Source organism: Streptomyces sp. CCM_MD2014 (assembly GCF_000772045.1).
Taxonomy (GTDB): Bacteria; Actinomycetota; Actinomycetes; order Streptomycetales; family Streptomycetaceae; genus Streptomyces; species Streptomyces salinarius.
Genome location: NZ_CP009754.1, coordinates 4,806,649 through 4,820,426, shown reverse-complemented (window position 1 = coordinate 4,820,426; position 13,778 = coordinate 4,806,649). Strand labels below are relative to the sequence as shown.

The following is a 13,778-nucleotide window of genomic DNA, read 5'->3' as shown; positions in this document are numbered from 1 at the left end:
TAGCTTGCGGGACCATGACGGACGACGTGTACGTGGGCAACGCGGGCGAGGACGCGGCACTGGACCGGGGATGGCTGCTGGGGCACTTCAAGGACGTCTCCGATCCCCGGCACAGCGAGGACGTGGAGATCAAGTGGGGCGTCCACCCGAAGGGCGACGAGCGCGCCCACTGGGTCACCGGCGAGCAACGCACCGCCCTGCAGGTCCTCGTCAGCGGCCGCTTCCGGGTGGAGTTCCCCGGCCGCAGCGTCGTCCTCGCCGAACAGGGCGACTACGTCGTGTGGGGCAGGGGCGTCGACCACTCCTGGTACGCGGAGGAGGAGTCCGTGGTGCTGACGGTGCGGTGGCCGTCCGTCCCCGGATACGCGGTCGAGGCCGGGGCCGGCTCCGAGGCGCCACCCGCGGGGAACTGAGGCCCCGCGGCACCGTAAACCACCCACTTGCCACTCCGGAAACTCGCCACTTTCCATGTCGGAAACAGGCTGCTACTGTTTCCGACATGGAAACCAACGGGGTACCCCTCACGCCGGAGCAGGCCCGCGCCGCCCTGGCCGACACCGAGCGCGTCCGGGCCTCGGCGACGGCACTGACGGCCACACCATGGCCGACCTGGTTCTTCGTCACGCTGACGCTCTACGTCGCCGTACTTCCGATCGTCCTCGGCGGCATCATGGCCGACGGCGACTGGCTGCTGCCGCGCCCCGCCTGGATGGCCACCCTCCTGACCCTCACCGCGCTCTACGCGGCGCTGCTCTCCGTCGCGACGAAGGCGTGGCGCGACAAGACCGGCGTGGCACTGCGGCTGGACGTCCTGCCGAAGCGGGCGACGCTGCCGCTCATGATCGGCCTTCCGCTCCTCCTGGTCGGGGGGCCGTACGCCTTCGGCGCCACGGGAGACCTGGTGTGGCTGATCGCGGCCTCCCTGATCGGCGCGGCCGTGTCCGTCGGCTTCCACCTCGCCTTCGTCCGCCTGCACCGGAGGACCGCGTGAGCGGCGCAGGCGGCGACCCGCTAGACGGCTTCGACACCACCATCCACGCCCCGCACCGCCTGCGCATCTGCGCGCTGCTGGAAGGCGCCGGGGAGGCGGAATTCGCCCTGGTCCAAAACCAACTCGGCCTCTCTGCCTCCGCGTTGAGCAAGCACGTCACGGTCCTGATGGACGCCGGCTACGTCGAACAGCGCAAAGCCGTCCGCGACACCCGCCAGCGCGTGTGGCTCCGGCTGACCAAGCGGGGCCGGACCGCGTACCAGGGCCACCTGACGGCACTGCGCGCAATCGTGGAACCGTCCGACCCGGCTCCCTGACCGGGGTGACCGCGACGGCCTCACCCGCCTCAGGGCCGCGGCCTCAGCGTTTCGCCAGGGTGCGGCCGAGAAGGGGCAGCAGGCGGTCCCGGTGGCGCCGCGACCCGGCGGCGTCGTAGGTGTCGGTGCCGGACACGGTGCTCGCCTGTCGCGGTTGATGGGGCGAGCCTGTGATCAATACGACGGAGGCACAGCCCTCGCGGCGGCGCGGGCTCCTCGTCCCAGCAGCAGGCCGACACCGGCCCCTACGGTGCTCAGAGGAGCACCGGGTCATCAATCCATTGCGTGGCGCGCAGCCGTCCCGGCAGTCATGACTGCACAACGTAGTCCACGGTTCGTCGGGGGTGACGGCGGCCAGGGGGAGCTTCGCGGTGACGTAGACGTCGCCGAGGCGGTCTGCCGTGGACGGTGAGCCGGGCATGGGAGTGGGACACGGGAACCTCGTCAGTGACGCAGTGCCGGGCGAGAAGTCGGGGGATGCCCCGCAGCCCGGCGCTCACTGGCACGCCGCGTGCCTGTCAGACCCTGGATGCAGCTAGAGATCGACGACGACCTTGCCCTTCACCCGGTGGCCGGCCTGGAGCTCCGCCGCCTCGCGGATCTGCTCGACCGGGAAGGTTGCCGCGATGGGTACCCGCAGCCGGCCCGCCGCGACCAGGCCGGCGATCTCTTCGAGGGCACCGGGAGCCGCGTTCGCGCCGTTGCCCGTCGGCACGCCGTCGACCTGCCCGGCGATGGTGCAGATACGGCTGTCCGGGACGCCGAGTTCCCTTGCGACGTGCACCGTGTCCGTTCCGTGCAGGTCGAGGGAGGCGGTGACAGCGCCAGGCGCGAGGGCCCGGACTCGGTCGGCCAGGCCCTCGCCGTAGGCGACCGGCTCAGCTCCCAGTTCGCGCAGGTAATCGGCCGATGCGGGAGATCCTGTCCCGATCACGCGCGCTCCTGCGATCCGCGCCAGCTGCACGGCGAACACCCCGACCCCGCCTCCGGCGCCGCCGATCAGCACGGTGTCGTCCGGGCCCAGGCCGACCACGGCGAGGGCGGCGGATGCCGTGCGGCCGGCGATCGTGAGGGTGGCCGCGGTGCGGTCGTCGACGCCATCAGGGGTGTGGTACGCCTCGTTCGCCGCGATCGACCCGTCCGGCTCGACCACCACGAAGTCGGCGGCCGCGCGCGACAAGGCCCCTCCGAACACCCGGTCGCCCGGCTCGAATCCGGTCACCCCGTCGCCCACCTGGTCAACCACTCCCGCGTAGTCGGTCGCGAACCCAGTCGGGAGACTCAAGCCGAAGAGGGCCGCAGTGTCTGCGTCGGCGATCATCTTCCAGTCCATCGGGTTCAGGCCGGCCGCGGAGACGCGCACGCGGATCTGTCCGGGGCCGGCCTGCGGAGTGGGAATCTCCTGGACGTCCAGGACTTCGGGGCCGCCGAATGAGTCGAGGCGGACCGCCCTGCTGCTCCGTTCCTGCATGTGCGCATGCCTCCCTGTGACTGAGCTGGAAGTCCCCTAAACGGACTATGCTCCGTTTACATGAATGACCGTAACACAACCGGAGCGTGTTCCGTTTCGGGCGGGTCCGAGGCCCGCGCGCCGCGGGCGGACGCGGCCCGTAATCGCGACCAGTTGCTCGCGGTGGCGAGCCGTGTTTTCGCGTCGGCAGACGCCGAGCCGTCGATGCGTGCGATCGCCCGGGAAGCCGGGGTCGGCATCGGCACGCTCTACCGGCACTTCCCGACCCGTGAGTCGCTGGTCGATGCGGTCTACCGGGGCCAGGTCACGCGGCTGACGAGCGGCGCGCGCGATCTGCTCGGTCAACTGCCCCCGGCTGCGGCGATGCGGCGTTGGATGGACCTGTTCGGGGACTGGATCGCGACCAAGAACGGCATGCTCGACACGCTGCTCGCGATGATCGAGTCGGGCGAGATCGCCCATGCACAGACCCGGACCGAGCTTCTGACGGCCATCACGGCGATTCTCGACGCCGGCCGCGCGGCGGGCGACCTCCGCCGCGACGTCACCGCCGAAGACATTGCCGCATCCCTCATCGGCATCTTCACCGTGGCCCCCCGGCCTGAGCGGGAAGCCATGGCCGACCGACTGCTGAACCTCCTGATGGACGGGCTCAGGCCTGCTGCCCGGCCGGACTGAACCCGGATCGAGGCAAACCGATGCCCACCTCACCCAGTCGCCGCGGCACGGTCTCTGACCTGTCGCAGCCTGGCCTCCTCCAGGTCCAGGACCTGCTGGACGTCACCCAGCTCTCGTTCGTGGTCGCGGATGCCTGGCCGACGCAATGAGACTGCGGAGTGGAGACGGGAGCCGGAGCCCGGAGAGCGCACGGCTCCGTCGTCCTGCCCCCAGAGGCAGAGAGAAGCCCCCTCCCAGCGGAGAACCGCAGGGAGGGGGCCAACTCGTGGGCGTTACTTCTTCTTGCCCTGGTTCTTCACGGCCTCGATCGCCGCCGCAGCCGCGTCCGGGTCGAGGTACGTGCCGCCCGGGTTCAGGGGCTTGAACTCGGCGTTCAGTTCGTACGACAGCGGGATGCCCGTCGGGATGTTCAGGCCCGCGATGTCCGCGTCCGAGATGCCGTCCAGGTGCTTGACCAGGGCGCGGAGCGAGTTGCCGTGGGCGGCGACCAGGACCGTGCGGCCGGTCAGGAGGTCGGGGACGATGCTGTCGAACCAGTAGGGCAGCATGCGGCCGACGACGTCCTTGAGGCACTCCGTCTGCGGGCGCAGCTCCGGCGGGAGGACCGCGTAGCGCGGGTCGGAGAACTGGGAGTACTCGGCGTCGCGGTCCAGGGGCGGCGGCGGGGTGTCGTAGGAGCGGCGCCACAGCATGAACTGCTCCTCGCCGAACTCGGCGAGCGTCTGGGCCTTGTCCTTGCCCTGGAGGGCGCCGTAGTGGCGCTCGTTGAGGCGCCAGTGGCGGTGGACCGGGATCCAGTGGCGGTCGGCGGCCTCCAGCGCGAGCTGGGCCGTGCGGATCGCGCGCTTCTGGACGGACGTGTGGACCACGTCGGGCAGCAGGCCGGCGTCCTTGAGCAGCTCGCCGCCGCGCGTCGCCTCCTTCTCGCCCTTCGGGGTGAGGTTGACGTCCACCCAGCCGGTGAACAGGTTCTTCTCGTTCCACTCGCTCTCGCCGTGGCGGAGGAGGATCAGCTTGTACGGTGCGTCGGCCATACGACTGAGCGTAATCCAACGGCCCGGTCCCCCGCGCGGGCGCCCGGTGGGCGGACGGTTGACGGGAAGTGTTAATCGAGTGGCCCCCCGCCCCCGCGGATTCGTAAGTTGTGCTCACCGCATCGGACGCTTACACGAGCCTCAGTCACCTCGGGGGAACCATGCCAGTCGCCGGACTCAGACGTGCCGCACGCGAGACCGTCTCCGGGCTCCCCCGCGAGTTCTGGTGGCTGTGGACCAGCACCCTGGTCAACCGGCTCGGTGCCTTCGTCGCCACCTTCATGGCGCTGTACCTGACCATCGACCGCGGCTACTCCGCCTCGTACGCCGGTCTGGTCGCCGCCCTGCACGGGCTCGGCGGGGTCGTGTCCTCGCTGGGCGCCGGGGTGATGACCGACCGGATGGGGCGGCGGCCGACGCTGCTCGTCGCGCAGACCTCCACCGCGCTGTCCGTCGCGCTGCTCGGGTTCGTGCGGGACCCGGTGGCCATCGCCGCCGTCGCCTTCCTGGTCGGCATGGCGAGCAACGCCTCCCGGCCGGCCGTGCAGGCGATGATGGCGGACATCGTGCGGCCCGAGGACCGGGTCCGGGCGTTCTCGCTCAACTACTGGGCGATCAACCTCGGCTTCGCGGTCTCCTCCATGGCGGCCGGGTTCATCGCCGAGGTCAGCTATCTCGCCGGGTTCCTGATCGAGGCCGGGATGACGCTCGTCTGCGCCGTTCTCGTCTTCGTGAAGCTGCCCGAGTCCCGGCCGCAGCGGACGGGGGCCGCCGACGCCGGCGAGAAGGACACCGCCGTCTCCCTGTGGACCGTGGTGCGCGACGGGCGGTACATGAGCGTCGTCGGGCTGTCGTTCCTCGTCGCCGTGATCTTCCAGCAGGGGTATCTGGGACTGCCCGTCGCCATGGGCGAGGCCGGGTTCACGCCCGCCGACTTCGGGCTCGCCATCGCCGTCAACGGCGTGCTGATCGTCGTCCTGCAGATTCCCGTCACCCGCTTCATCGAGCACCGCGATCCGCGGCTGCTGCTCGTCGTCTCCTCGCTGCTGGCCGGGTACGGCTTCGGGCTCACCGCCTTCGCCGGGTCGGTCGGGGCCTTCGCCCTCACCGTGTGCGTGTGGACGCTGGCCGAGATCGTCAACGCGCCGACCCAGACCGGGCTCGTCGTCCGTCTCTCCCCCGTGCACGGGCGCGGGCGCTACCAGGGCATGTACACCATGTCCTGGGCCGTCGCCGCCCTCGTCGCGCCGCTGATGTCCGGGTTCGTCATCGACCACTGGGGCGCCGAGTGGCTGTGGAGCATCTGCGCCGTCGTCGGCACGGTGGCCGCCGCCGGGTACTGGGGGCTCATGCGGGGGCTGCCGGACGACGACGAGACACCGGTTGCCCGGGAAACGTCCCGTGCCCCCGCACCCCGGGTCGACGCCGGCGCCGTCTGATCCCGCCCGCCCGCTTCACGGGTGCACCCGACCCCCGCTCACGGGTGCACCCGCGCCCCGCTCACGGGTGCATCCGCGCCCCCTTCATCACCTTGTCCACCGCGTTCTTCGGGCCGTACACGGCGAGGCCCACCAGGTCCAGGTCCGCCGTCGCCACGGCACGTACCGCCGCGCGGTTGTCGCGGTCGTTGCCCGTGGCGAAGAGGTCGGACGTGAACAGGGCGCGGGGCAGGGCGCGGGACAGCACGCGCGCGTGGGCCGTCGTCAGCGTCTCCTTCGTGCCCTCGAAGACCAGGACCGGCTGGCGGAACATCGGCAGGTAGCCGACCGCGTCGGCGTCCTCGTACGGCTCCCCGACGATCTCGGGGAACTGGCTGCCCAGGCCGCTGACCAGGAAGGCCGTGACGTTGAGGCGCTGCCAGGTCTCCAGGTCCTCGCGCAGCAGTACGGCGATCTTGGTGTCGAAGCGGACGGGGGTCTCGGCCCCGGGAGTCTCCGTGGCCTCGGGGGCTGCGTCGTGCGTGCTCATACCGTGAGACTGCCGGTCCGCGTCCCTCCCGGTCTTGTACGTTTTTTGCATGGCCGGCGGACGGAAGGACCAGCGGAGCACCCAGCCGAACGTCTCCGCCTGGCGGCCCGGTGTCCCGGGCGTCGTCGAGGTCTTCCACGCCCACTACACCGAGTACGCCTACCCGATGCACGTCCACGACGCCTGGACGCTGCTCATCGTCGACGACGGCGCCGTACGGTACGACCTGGACCGGCACGAGCACGGCACCCCGCACGACACGGTGTCGCTGCTGCCGCCGCACGTGCCGCACAACGGCTCCCCCGCCACCCCGGACGGTTTCCGCAAGCGCGTCCTGTACCTGGACGCCTCCCGGCTGGGCGACGAGCTGATCGGGGCGGCCGTGGACGCGCCCGACCTGCGTGACCCGGTGCTGCGGCGGCGGGTCGGGCAGCTGCACTCCGCGCTCGCCCTCCCCGGCGACGAGCTGGAGGCCGAGAGCCGGCTGACGCTGATCGGCGAGCGGCTCCGCGCCCATCTGCGCCCCGCGGAGGGCACGGACGCCGCGCGCCGGGACCCCGTGCTCGCCCGGCGGCTGCGCGAACTGCTCGACGAGCGGGTCGTCGCGGGCATCGGACTCGAGGAGGCGGCCGCGCTCGTGTCCGCGCACCCGGCGCATCTCGTACGGGCGTTCAGCCGGGCCTACGGCATCGCGCCGCACCAGTACCTGATGTCCCGCCGCGTCGACCGGGCCCGGCGGCTGCTGCTGGCCGGAGGGTCCCCGGCGGACGTGGCGGGCGCCACCGGCTTCTACGACCAGGCCCATCTGACCCGGCACTTCAAGCGTCTGGTGGGGGTCACCCCCGGGCGGTACCGGGTGAGCGGCGCGCGAGGAGCGCCGGGAGGCTGAGTTCGGTCAGGCGCCGGAGCGCTCGATGAGGTGCTGGAACGCCTCCAGGTTCCGCGTCGACTCGCCGCGCGAGGTCCGCCACGCGTACTCCTTGCGGATGGCGGACGCGAAGCCCAGCTCCAGCAGGGTGTTGAAGGCGCCGTCGGCGGCCTCCAGGACCTGGCCGAGGAGACGGTCGATCTCGTCGGGGGTGACGGCGGCCAGGGGGAGCTTCGCGGTGACGTAGACGTCGCCGAGGCGGTCGACGGCGTAACCGACGCCGTAGAGCTTGAGGTTGCGTTCCAGGAGCCAGCGGTGGACGGCCGGTTCGTTCTCGTCGGGGTGGCGGATGACGAACGCGTTGAGGGAGAGGGAGTGGCGGCCGAGGAGGAGGGAGACCGTCGTCGAGAGTTTGCGGGTGCCGGGGAGTTTGACGACGTAGTTGCCGGTTTCCGGGCTCTCCCACTCCAGGTCGGCGTCCTTCAGGGCCGCCTCGACGACCTGTGCTGCCTTCTCCGGTGCCTCAGCCATGGTGCGAGCGTACGCGACGGCGGTGCGACTGGATCGCGGCCGTGTAGACGTCGGCCGTCGCGGCGGCGGCGCTGTCCCAGCCGAAGGACTGGGCGTGCCGGGCGGCGGCGTCGCCCATGCGGGGCGTCAGCTCGGGGTTGTCGGCGAAGTCGCGCAGCACGCGCGCGTACGCGGCGGGGTCGTGGCCGTCGACGAGGCGGCCGGTGACCCCGTCGCGTACGGCGACCGGGAGGCCGCCCACCGCGGCGGCGAGCACCGGCGTGCCCGCCGCCTGGGCCTCGATGGCGACCAGGCCGAAGGACTCGCTGTAGGAGGGCATGACGAGGACGGACGCGGCCCGGAACCAGTCGGCGAGCTGTTCCTGCCCGACGGGCGGGCGGAAGCGCACGACGTCGGCGATGCCGAGCCGCGCGGCGAGCTTCTGCAGGCCCTCCGGCTTGGCGAGGCCGCTGCCGCTGGGGCCGCCGACGACGGGGACGACGATGCGGGAGCGCAGCTCGGGGCGCTCGTCGAGGAGCACGGCGACGGCGCGCAGCAGGATGTCCGGCGCCTTCAGGGGCTGTATGCGGCCGGCGAAGAGCGGGATCAGCGCGTCCTGGGGCAGGCCGAGGCGGGCGCGGGCGGCGGCGCGGGCGTTGCCGTGCTGTCCCGGGCCGGGTACGGAGCCCTTGGGGAAGGGGCGGAACCGGTCGAGGTTGACGCCGGGATGGACGACGGCCACCTTGCCGGGGTCGGCGGCGTAGTGGCGGACGAGCTGGTCGGCCTCCTCCGCCGTGTTGGCGACGAGCCGGTCGGAGGCGGCGACGATCTGGGTCTCGCCGATGACGCGGGCGGCGGGCTCGGGGGTGTCGCCGTCGGCCAGGTTGGCGTTCTTCACCTTGGCCATGGTGTGCATGGCGTGCACGAGGGGGGCGCCCCAGCGCTGGGCGGCGAGCCAGCCGACGTGGCCGGAGAGCCAGTAGTGGGAGTGCACGAGGTCGTAGTGGCCGGGGCGGTGGCCGGCCCAGGCCTGCATCACGCCGTGGGTGAAGGCGCAGAGCTGGGCGGGCAGCTCCTCCTTGGCCAGCCCCTCGTAGGGGCCCGCGTCGACGTGCCGGACGAGGACGCCCGGCGCCAGTTCGACGGAAGGCGGGAGGGCGGCGGTGGTCGAACGCGTGAAGATCTCGACCTCGATGTTGATCGCGGCGAGGCGCTGCGCCAGCTCAACGATGTAGACGTTCATGCCGCCGGCGTCGCCGGTGCCGGGCTGGTGCAGCGGTGAGGTGTGCACGGAGAGCATGGCGACGCGGCGCGGCCTGCGCAGCAGCCGCAGCCGCGGGGAGGCCGCCGGTGAACGACGCCCGAGCCTGCTGACGTACTGGCTCACGAGCCGTTCCTCCTCGCTGCGGGCATGCCGGTGGGAGGACCTGCCGTGCCCTCCAAGGGGTGGGAACACCGGACGGGTGGTGCTCCATTCCGGTTTTCCGGCCTTTGCCGAATCATTACCGCCCATCGCTCAACCGTTCGAGACCCTGACGGGTCCCCACGTTCCGTGGACCGGTGCCGCACGGACGGCCGCCTACCCTCGTAGGCATGCCATCCCGCGCCCCCGCCACCCGACCCGTGGGCACGGTCACGCGCGGGACGACGAATCCCAACCGGCTGCGCCGCATGGACCGCTGGATCGCGGCCGTGCACGGAGCCGAGCTGCGCCGTGCCGCCGCCCCCGTCGCCGTCGACCTCGGCTACGGCGCGGCCCCCTGGACGGCCGTGGAACTGCTGCTGCGCCTGCGTACGGTCGCGCCGCACGCACGCGTGGTGGGCGTCGAGATCGACCCGGCCCGGGTGGCGGCGGCACAGCCGTACGCGCGCGCGGGGCTCGATTTCCGGCACGGCGGCTTCGAGGTGCCCGTCCCCGGGCCACCGCTGCTGATCCGCGCGGCGAACGTGCTGCGCCAGTACGACGAGGGCGAGGTCGCCGCCGTCTGGCAGCGGCTGTGTGCGCGGCTCGCACCGGCGTCGGAGTCCTCGCGCGGGGGGCTGCTGGTCGAGGGCACCTGTGACGAGATCGGGCGCCGGCACGTATGGGTGGCCCTCGGCCCCGAGGGTCCGCGCACGGTCACCTTCGCCACCCGGCTCGGCTCCCTGGAGCGCCCGTCCGACCTGGCCGAACGGCTGCCCAAGGCGCTCATCCACCGCAATGTCCCCGGGGAGCCCGTGCACGCCTTCCTGCGCGACTTCGACCGGGCCTGGGCCGCCGCCGCGCCCTACGCCTCCTACGGCGCCCGGCAGCGCTGGATCCGGGCCGTGCGGGACCTGACGGCCGACTGGCCGGTGACGGACGGGCCGGTGCGGTGGCGGCAGGGCGAAGTCACGGTGCGGTGGGAGGCGTTGGCGCCCCGCGCGTGAACCGGCGACGGCGGCGACCGACGAGCCGGGAACGATCTCCGTACGACGTTCGTCCCACACCGGGGAAGCGGGAGGAAAGCAGGAGGCGAGCTGGAGGAAAGCACGGCCTCTGCCGCCCTCTGTCGCTTTTCGCGCCGGCATGGCACGATCCCTCGAGCGGGCTATGTTACTGACGGTTAACCAGTCTGGGGGCGAGGTATGCGTACGGGGAAGCGTGGCTTGACGACCGCGGCCGTGGCCGTGGTCTGCGCGGTCACCGTGCTGGCCGCACCGGGCACGGCGTTCGCGGACCCCGGCCCCTCGTCCCCGCCCCCGTCGTCACCCTCTCCGTCACCGTCGGCGGCCGCCCCGGCCGCCACGCCCGGCAAGGACCTGGAAGCCGTACGCGAGAAGCTCGACGAGCTCTACCGCGCGGCGGCCTCGGCCACCGAGGAGTACAACGCGGCCGAGGAGAAGGCCGAGAAGCAGAACGCCGAGATCGTCGAGCTGGCCAAGAAGATCGTCAAGGGCCAGGAGAGGCTGGACGGCCTCAAGGACCGCGCGGGGGCCGCGGCCCGCGCCCAGTACCGCACCGGCGGCCTGCCCGACGGGGCCAAGCTGGTCCTGAGCGACGACCCCGAGGACTTCCTCGACGGCACCGGCCGGGTGATCCAGGGCCAGCGCGCCACCAAGGGCCTGCTCGGCGAGCTGACCCGCGCCCAGGAGGACCTGAAGACCTACGCGGCCGACGCCTCCGCCCGCTTCAAGGAGCTGGAGGCGAACCGCAAGGCCAAGGCCAAGGCCCGGAAGAAGGTCGAGAAGCAGATCGCGGCGGCCGAGAAGCTGGAGTCCGAGCTGGAGAAGGAGGAGAAGGAGCGCCTCGCCAAGCTGGAGCGGGAGGCGCAGGCCAAGGCCCAGACCGCCTGGCTCGACTCCGGCATCCTGAAGGACCTCGACGCCGAGGCGACCGGGCGGGGCCGCAAGGCGGTCGAGTACGCCACGGCGCAGATCGGCAAGCCGTACCAGTGGGGCGCCGAGGGCCCGAAGTCGTACGACTGCTCCGGCCTGACCTCGCAGGCCTGGGTGTCGGCCGGGAAGGCGATCCCGCGCACCTCGCAGCAGCAGTGGAAGCAGCTCAGGCACGTCGCCGTCGAGGACATGCGCCCGGGCGACCTGATCATCTACTTCGACGACGCCAGTCACGTCGGCATGTACGTCGGCGACGGCTCCATGGTGCACGCCCCGCGTCCTGGGCGCTCGATCACCCTCGCGGGCGCCGGCTCGATGCCGATCCTCGGCGTGGTCCGGCCGGACACGGCCCCGGAGCAGACGCCCGCTCCCGGGCAGTGACGCGGGCCACGCGGCGCGCCCCGGACCGGGCCCAGCCGAGCGGCCGGCCCGCCCCGGGGGCGTGAAGCGGGCCACGTGACCCAGTCCACGCCCGGCGCCCCGCCCCGCGTGACGTTCGTCATCCCAGGTCCCCGGCCGACGTGTCCAACTGCGGGGGATAACGCGGCATATGACGGTGGCCGAAGGCCGCCCGACGTGTTCTGGACCATTCCGCAGCGGTGCCGTCACCCGCTATGGTCCCCGTCGGTGGGTCGAGGTCCCTCGCCCCGCCATGCCCTCGGGGGGAGGGAAGGAAACCGACACCATGCCCGTACCCGTACCGCGGCAGAGGGCGATCCCGGCCGTGGAGTGCGGTCAGGCGCCCGCCGCGTCCCCGGACAGCGGCCCTCCCAAGGAACAGGCCCCGCCCGGGACGCGCCCGGCCGAGAACCCCGCCACCCGGCGCGAGAAAGCCCGAGAGACCACCACGGAGAAGCGCGAGAATTCCACGGACACCAGCACAGGCACCCACACCGGCACGGACGCTCCCACCGGCACCGACCGGCCCCGGAGCGCCCGGTCCGAGAGCGCGGCGCCCACGAACCTGACGGTGCTGCTGATCGAGGACGACCCGGCCGGCTCGCCGATCGTGCCCGACCTGCTCGACCAGGCCGGCAAGCCGATCCGCGTCCGCACCGCCCGCAACCTCACCGAGGCCGGCCGGCTGCTGACCGACGACGTCCACTGCATCCTGCTGGACCTCGCCCTGTCCACGCCGGCCCATGGCAGCGGTGACGCGGAGGACGACGACGAGCTGGCGGTGCTCCGGCACGTCCTGGAGCTCGCGCCCCGGCACGCCGTGCTCGCGCTGACCTCCTCCAGCGACGCCGAGCGCGGCGCCGAGGCCGTGGCGGTCGGCGCGCAGGACTACCTGTTCCGCGACGAACTGGACGGGCGCCTGCTGAGCCGGGCGATCCGCTACGCCGTCGAGCGCAAGCGGTCCGACTCGGCGGAGCGGCGGCTGGCCGAGGGCCGGCTGCGGGCGCAGGAGAACCGCCGTCTGGAGCGCGGTCTGCTGCCGACCCCGCTGCTGGCCGGCTCCCCGCTGCGCTTCGCCGCCCGCTACCGTCCGGGCCGCTCGCGCGCGCTGCTCGGGGGCGACTTCTACGACGTCGTCCGCACCCCGGACGGCACCGTGCACGCCATGATCGGCGACGTCTGCGGGCACGGCCCGGACGAGGCGGCGCTCGGCGTGGAACTGCGGATCGCCTGGCGGGCGCTGACCCTGGCGGGGCTCTGCGGCGACGAGCTGCTCGGCACCCTCCAGCAGGTGCTGGAGCACGAGCGCTCGGACGACGAGATCTTCGCGACGCTGTGCGCCGTGGACATCTCCCCGGACGGCCGCCGCGCCGGCCTGTGCCTGGCCGGGCACCCGTCCCCGCTGGTCGCCGCCCCCGGCGTGCCCGCACGCCTGCTGCCGTACGACAACAACGGCCCGGCGCTGGGGCTGCTGCCGGGCGCCCGCTGGCCGCGGATGCAGGTGGAGCTGGGCGCCGAGTGGAGCCTGATGCTCTACACCGACGGCCTGATCGAGGGCCGCGTCGGCGCGGGCCGGGAGCGGCTCGGTCAGGACGGCATGGTGGAGATGGTCCGCCGTCAGCGCGCGGAGGGCCTGCGCGGCGAGGAGCTGCTGCGGGCGGCGGTCAACGAGGTCCGCGAACTCAACGGCGGCGAACTGGCCGACGACGTCGCGGTGGTCCTGCTGGACCGGACGGCCTGAGCCGCCCGGCCTCCCGCTGGGTCAGCGTCCGCCGTTGTACGGGCCGTACGGGCCGTCGCTGCTGGAGCCGCGACGGCTGCTGCGGCCGCCGCCGGACAGGCCGCGCAGGGCGGGCCGTACGTCGACCATGTACACGATCGTCGCGATGAGGCCGATGATCGGCAGGAACGACAGGATCGGGAAGATCAGGCTCACCACGAAGGCGAGCCCGAGGATGATCAGCCAGAACGGCTTGGTCTTCTTGTCCGCCGCGCGGTAGGCGTCCTCGCGGCGCGTGGCGGCGTCGATCAACGCGAAACCGGTGAAGACCATCAGGGCGATGTTCAGCAGCCCCAGGAAGTTCGCGAACCCCTGCATCAGCACAACGTCCACCACCAGACTCGGTTCTTCATTACGCGGTCACCGTACCCGCAGAACGAGCCGGACACCCCAAGGGTGCCCGGC

16 protein-coding genes are annotated in these 13,778 nt (G+C 72.4%); 10 read left to right on the top strand and 6 right to left on the bottom strand.

Annotated elements, in window-relative coordinates; all coding sequences use genetic code 11:
• Window positions 1-14: 14 nt before the first annotated feature.
• The 3 genes from NI25_RS21515 (at window position 15) to NI25_RS21505 (ending at window position 1,308) form a co-directional block, all read left to right on the top strand.
• Entirely contained in the window at window positions 15-413 is a 399-nt protein-coding gene (locus tag NI25_RS21515) for a hypothetical protein (protein ID WP_061444005.1), read from the top strand.
• Between the two features lie 86 nt (window positions 414-499).
• On the top strand, window positions 500-991 hold the full coding sequence (locus NI25_RS21510; protein ID WP_061444004.1) for a hypothetical protein: 492 nt from the start codon (window positions 500-502) through the stop codon (window positions 989-991).
• Entirely contained in the window at window positions 988-1,308 is a 321-nt protein-coding gene (locus NI25_RS21505; RefSeq protein WP_061444003.1) for a transcriptional regulator, read from the top strand. The genes NI25_RS21510 and NI25_RS21505 overlap by 4 nt, the downstream gene beginning before the upstream one ends.
• A 535-nt stretch (window positions 1,309-1,843) precedes the next feature.
• Here NI25_RS21505 and NI25_RS21500 read toward each other — a convergent pair.
• Window positions 1,844-2,779 carry an NADP-dependent oxidoreductase gene (locus NI25_RS21500; RefSeq protein ID WP_061444002.1) on the bottom strand — a complete coding sequence of 312 codons (936 nt, stop codon included), beginning with the start codon at window positions 2,777-2,779 and terminating at the stop codon, window positions 1,844-1,846.
• A 60-nt stretch (window positions 2,780-2,839) separates the two neighbouring features.
• Between NI25_RS21500 and NI25_RS21495 the strand changes: the two genes are divergently transcribed.
• Window positions 2,840-3,457 (top strand): TetR/AcrR family transcriptional regulator, encoded by a 618-nt coding sequence (locus NI25_RS21495; RefSeq protein WP_061444001.1) that lies wholly within the window; start codon window positions 2,840-2,842, stop codon window positions 3,455-3,457.
• A 20-nt stretch (window positions 3,458-3,477) separates the two neighbouring features.
• The gene (locus tag NI25_RS40525) at window positions 3,478-3,606 is read left to right on the top strand and encodes a hypothetical protein (RefSeq protein WP_267886340.1); all 129 of its coding nucleotides are present in this window, start codon (window positions 3,478-3,480) and stop codon (window positions 3,604-3,606) included.
• Window positions 3,607-3,729: 123 nt separating this feature from the next.
• Here the strand turns inward: NI25_RS40525 and NI25_RS21490 are convergent, their stop codons facing one another.
• Window positions 3,730-4,491: a phosphoglyceromutase gene (locus NI25_RS21490; RefSeq protein WP_061444000.1), complete on the bottom strand. Its 762-nt coding sequence runs from the start codon at window positions 4,489-4,491 to the stop codon at window positions 3,730-3,732.
• Window positions 4,492-4,652: 161 nt separating this feature from the next.
• On the opposite strand from NI25_RS21490, the gene NI25_RS21485 reads away from it, so the two are divergent.
• Entirely contained in the window at window positions 4,653-5,930 is a 1,278-nt protein-coding gene (locus tag NI25_RS21485; protein ID WP_061443999.1) for an MDR family MFS transporter, read from the top strand.
• Between the two features lie 61 nt (window positions 5,931-5,991).
• On the opposite strand, the gene NI25_RS21480 is transcribed toward NI25_RS21485, so the two are convergent.
• The gene (locus tag NI25_RS21480; protein WP_061443998.1) at window positions 5,992-6,459 is read right to left on the bottom strand and encodes a DUF2000 domain-containing protein; all 468 of its coding nucleotides are present in this window, start codon (window positions 6,457-6,459) and stop codon (window positions 5,992-5,994) included.
• A gap of 49 nt (window positions 6,460-6,508) precedes the next feature.
• Here NI25_RS21480 and NI25_RS21475 point away from each other — a divergent pair, with 49 nt between their 5' ends.
• Window positions 6,509-7,348, top strand: coding sequence for a helix-turn-helix transcriptional regulator (locus NI25_RS21475; protein ID WP_061443997.1), 840 nt, complete (start codon window positions 6,509-6,511; stop codon window positions 7,346-7,348).
• Window positions 7,349-7,354: 6 nt separating this feature from the next.
• On the opposite strand, the gene NI25_RS21470 is transcribed toward NI25_RS21475, so the two are convergent.
• The gene (locus NI25_RS21470) at window positions 7,355-7,858 is read right to left on the bottom strand and encodes a YbjN domain-containing protein (RefSeq protein ID WP_061443996.1); all 504 of its coding nucleotides are present in this window, start codon (window positions 7,856-7,858) and stop codon (window positions 7,355-7,357) included.
• A complete protein-coding gene (mshA, locus tag NI25_RS21465; RefSeq protein WP_061443995.1) occupies window positions 7,851-9,224 on the bottom strand; it encodes a D-inositol-3-phosphate glycosyltransferase in 1,374 nt (457 codons plus the stop codon). The genes NI25_RS21470 and mshA overlap by 8 nt, the downstream gene beginning before the upstream one ends.
• A 206-nt stretch (window positions 9,225-9,430) precedes the next feature.
• Here mshA and NI25_RS21460 point away from each other — a divergent pair, with 206 nt between their 5' ends.
• The 3 genes from NI25_RS21460 to NI25_RS21450 all read left to right on the top strand — a co-directional run bounded on the left by NI25_RS21460 (window position 9,431) and on the right by NI25_RS21450 (window position 13,334).
• Window positions 9,431-10,246: an SAM-dependent methyltransferase gene (locus tag NI25_RS21460; protein ID WP_107071793.1), complete on the top strand. Its 816-nt coding sequence runs from the start codon at window positions 9,431-9,433 to the stop codon at window positions 10,244-10,246.
• Between the two features lie 198 nt (window positions 10,247-10,444).
• Complete coding sequence (locus NI25_RS21455) at window positions 10,445-11,575, top strand: C40 family peptidase (protein WP_107071792.1); 1,131 nt, start codon at window positions 10,445-10,447, stop codon at window positions 11,573-11,575.
• Window positions 11,576-11,879: 304 nt separating this feature from the next.
• A complete protein-coding gene (locus tag NI25_RS21450) occupies window positions 11,880-13,334 on the top strand; it encodes a PP2C family protein-serine/threonine phosphatase (protein WP_061443993.1) in 1,455 nt (484 codons plus the stop codon).
• Window positions 13,335-13,355: 21 nt separating this feature from the next.
• Here the strand turns inward: NI25_RS21450 and NI25_RS21445 are convergent, their stop codons facing one another.
• On the bottom strand, window positions 13,356-13,691 hold the full coding sequence (locus NI25_RS21445) for a DUF2516 family protein (RefSeq protein ID WP_199561115.1): 336 nt from the start codon (window positions 13,689-13,691) through the stop codon (window positions 13,356-13,358).
• Window positions 13,692-13,778: the final 87 nt, after the last annotated feature.

What these genes read in the sequence shown, in the direction of transcription:
- NI25_RS21515 (WP_061444005.1), top strand. Translation starts at nt 15, where the DNA reads ATGACGGACGACGTGTACGTGGGCAACGCGGGCGAGGACGCGGCACTG.
- NI25_RS21510 (WP_061444004.1), top strand. Translation starts at nt 500, where the DNA reads ATGGAAACCAACGGGGTACCCCTCACGCCGGAGCAGGCCCGCGCCGCC.
- NI25_RS21500 (WP_061444002.1), bottom strand. Translation starts at nt 2,779, where the DNA reads ATGCAGGAACGGAGCAGCAGGGCGGTCCGCCTCGACTCATTCGGCGGC.
- NI25_RS21495 (WP_061444001.1), top strand. Translation starts at nt 2,840, where the DNA reads ATGAATGACCGTAACACAACCGGAGCGTGTTCCGTTTCGGGCGGGTCC.
- NI25_RS40525 (WP_267886340.1), top strand. Translation starts at nt 3,478, where the DNA reads ATGCCCACCTCACCCAGTCGCCGCGGCACGGTCTCTGACCTGTCGCAG.
- NI25_RS21490 (WP_061444000.1), bottom strand. Translation starts at nt 4,491, where the DNA reads ATGGCCGACGCACCGTACAAGCTGATCCTCCTCCGCCACGGCGAGAGC.
- NI25_RS21485 (WP_061443999.1), top strand. Translation starts at nt 4,653, where the DNA reads ATGCCAGTCGCCGGACTCAGACGTGCCGCACGCGAGACCGTCTCCGGG.
- NI25_RS21480 (WP_061443998.1), bottom strand. Translation starts at nt 6,459, where the DNA reads ATGAGCACGCACGACGCAGCCCCCGAGGCCACGGAGACTCCCGGGGCC.
- NI25_RS21475 (WP_061443997.1), top strand. Translation starts at nt 6,509, where the DNA reads ATGGCCGGCGGACGGAAGGACCAGCGGAGCACCCAGCCGAACGTCTCC.
- NI25_RS21470 (WP_061443996.1), bottom strand. Translation starts at nt 7,858, where the DNA reads ATGGCTGAGGCACCGGAGAAGGCAGCACAGGTCGTCGAGGCGGCCCTG.
- NI25_RS21460 (WP_107071793.1), top strand. Translation starts at nt 9,431, where the DNA reads ATGCCATCCCGCGCCCCCGCCACCCGACCCGTGGGCACGGTCACGCGC.
- NI25_RS21455 (WP_107071792.1), top strand. Translation starts at nt 10,445, where the DNA reads ATGCGTACGGGGAAGCGTGGCTTGACGACCGCGGCCGTGGCCGTGGTC.
- NI25_RS21450 (WP_061443993.1), top strand. Translation starts at nt 11,880, where the DNA reads ATGCCCGTACCCGTACCGCGGCAGAGGGCGATCCCGGCCGTGGAGTGC.
- NI25_RS21445 (WP_199561115.1), bottom strand. Translation starts at nt 13,691, where the DNA reads ATGCAGGGGTTCGCGAACTTCCTGGGGCTGCTGAACATCGCCCTGATG.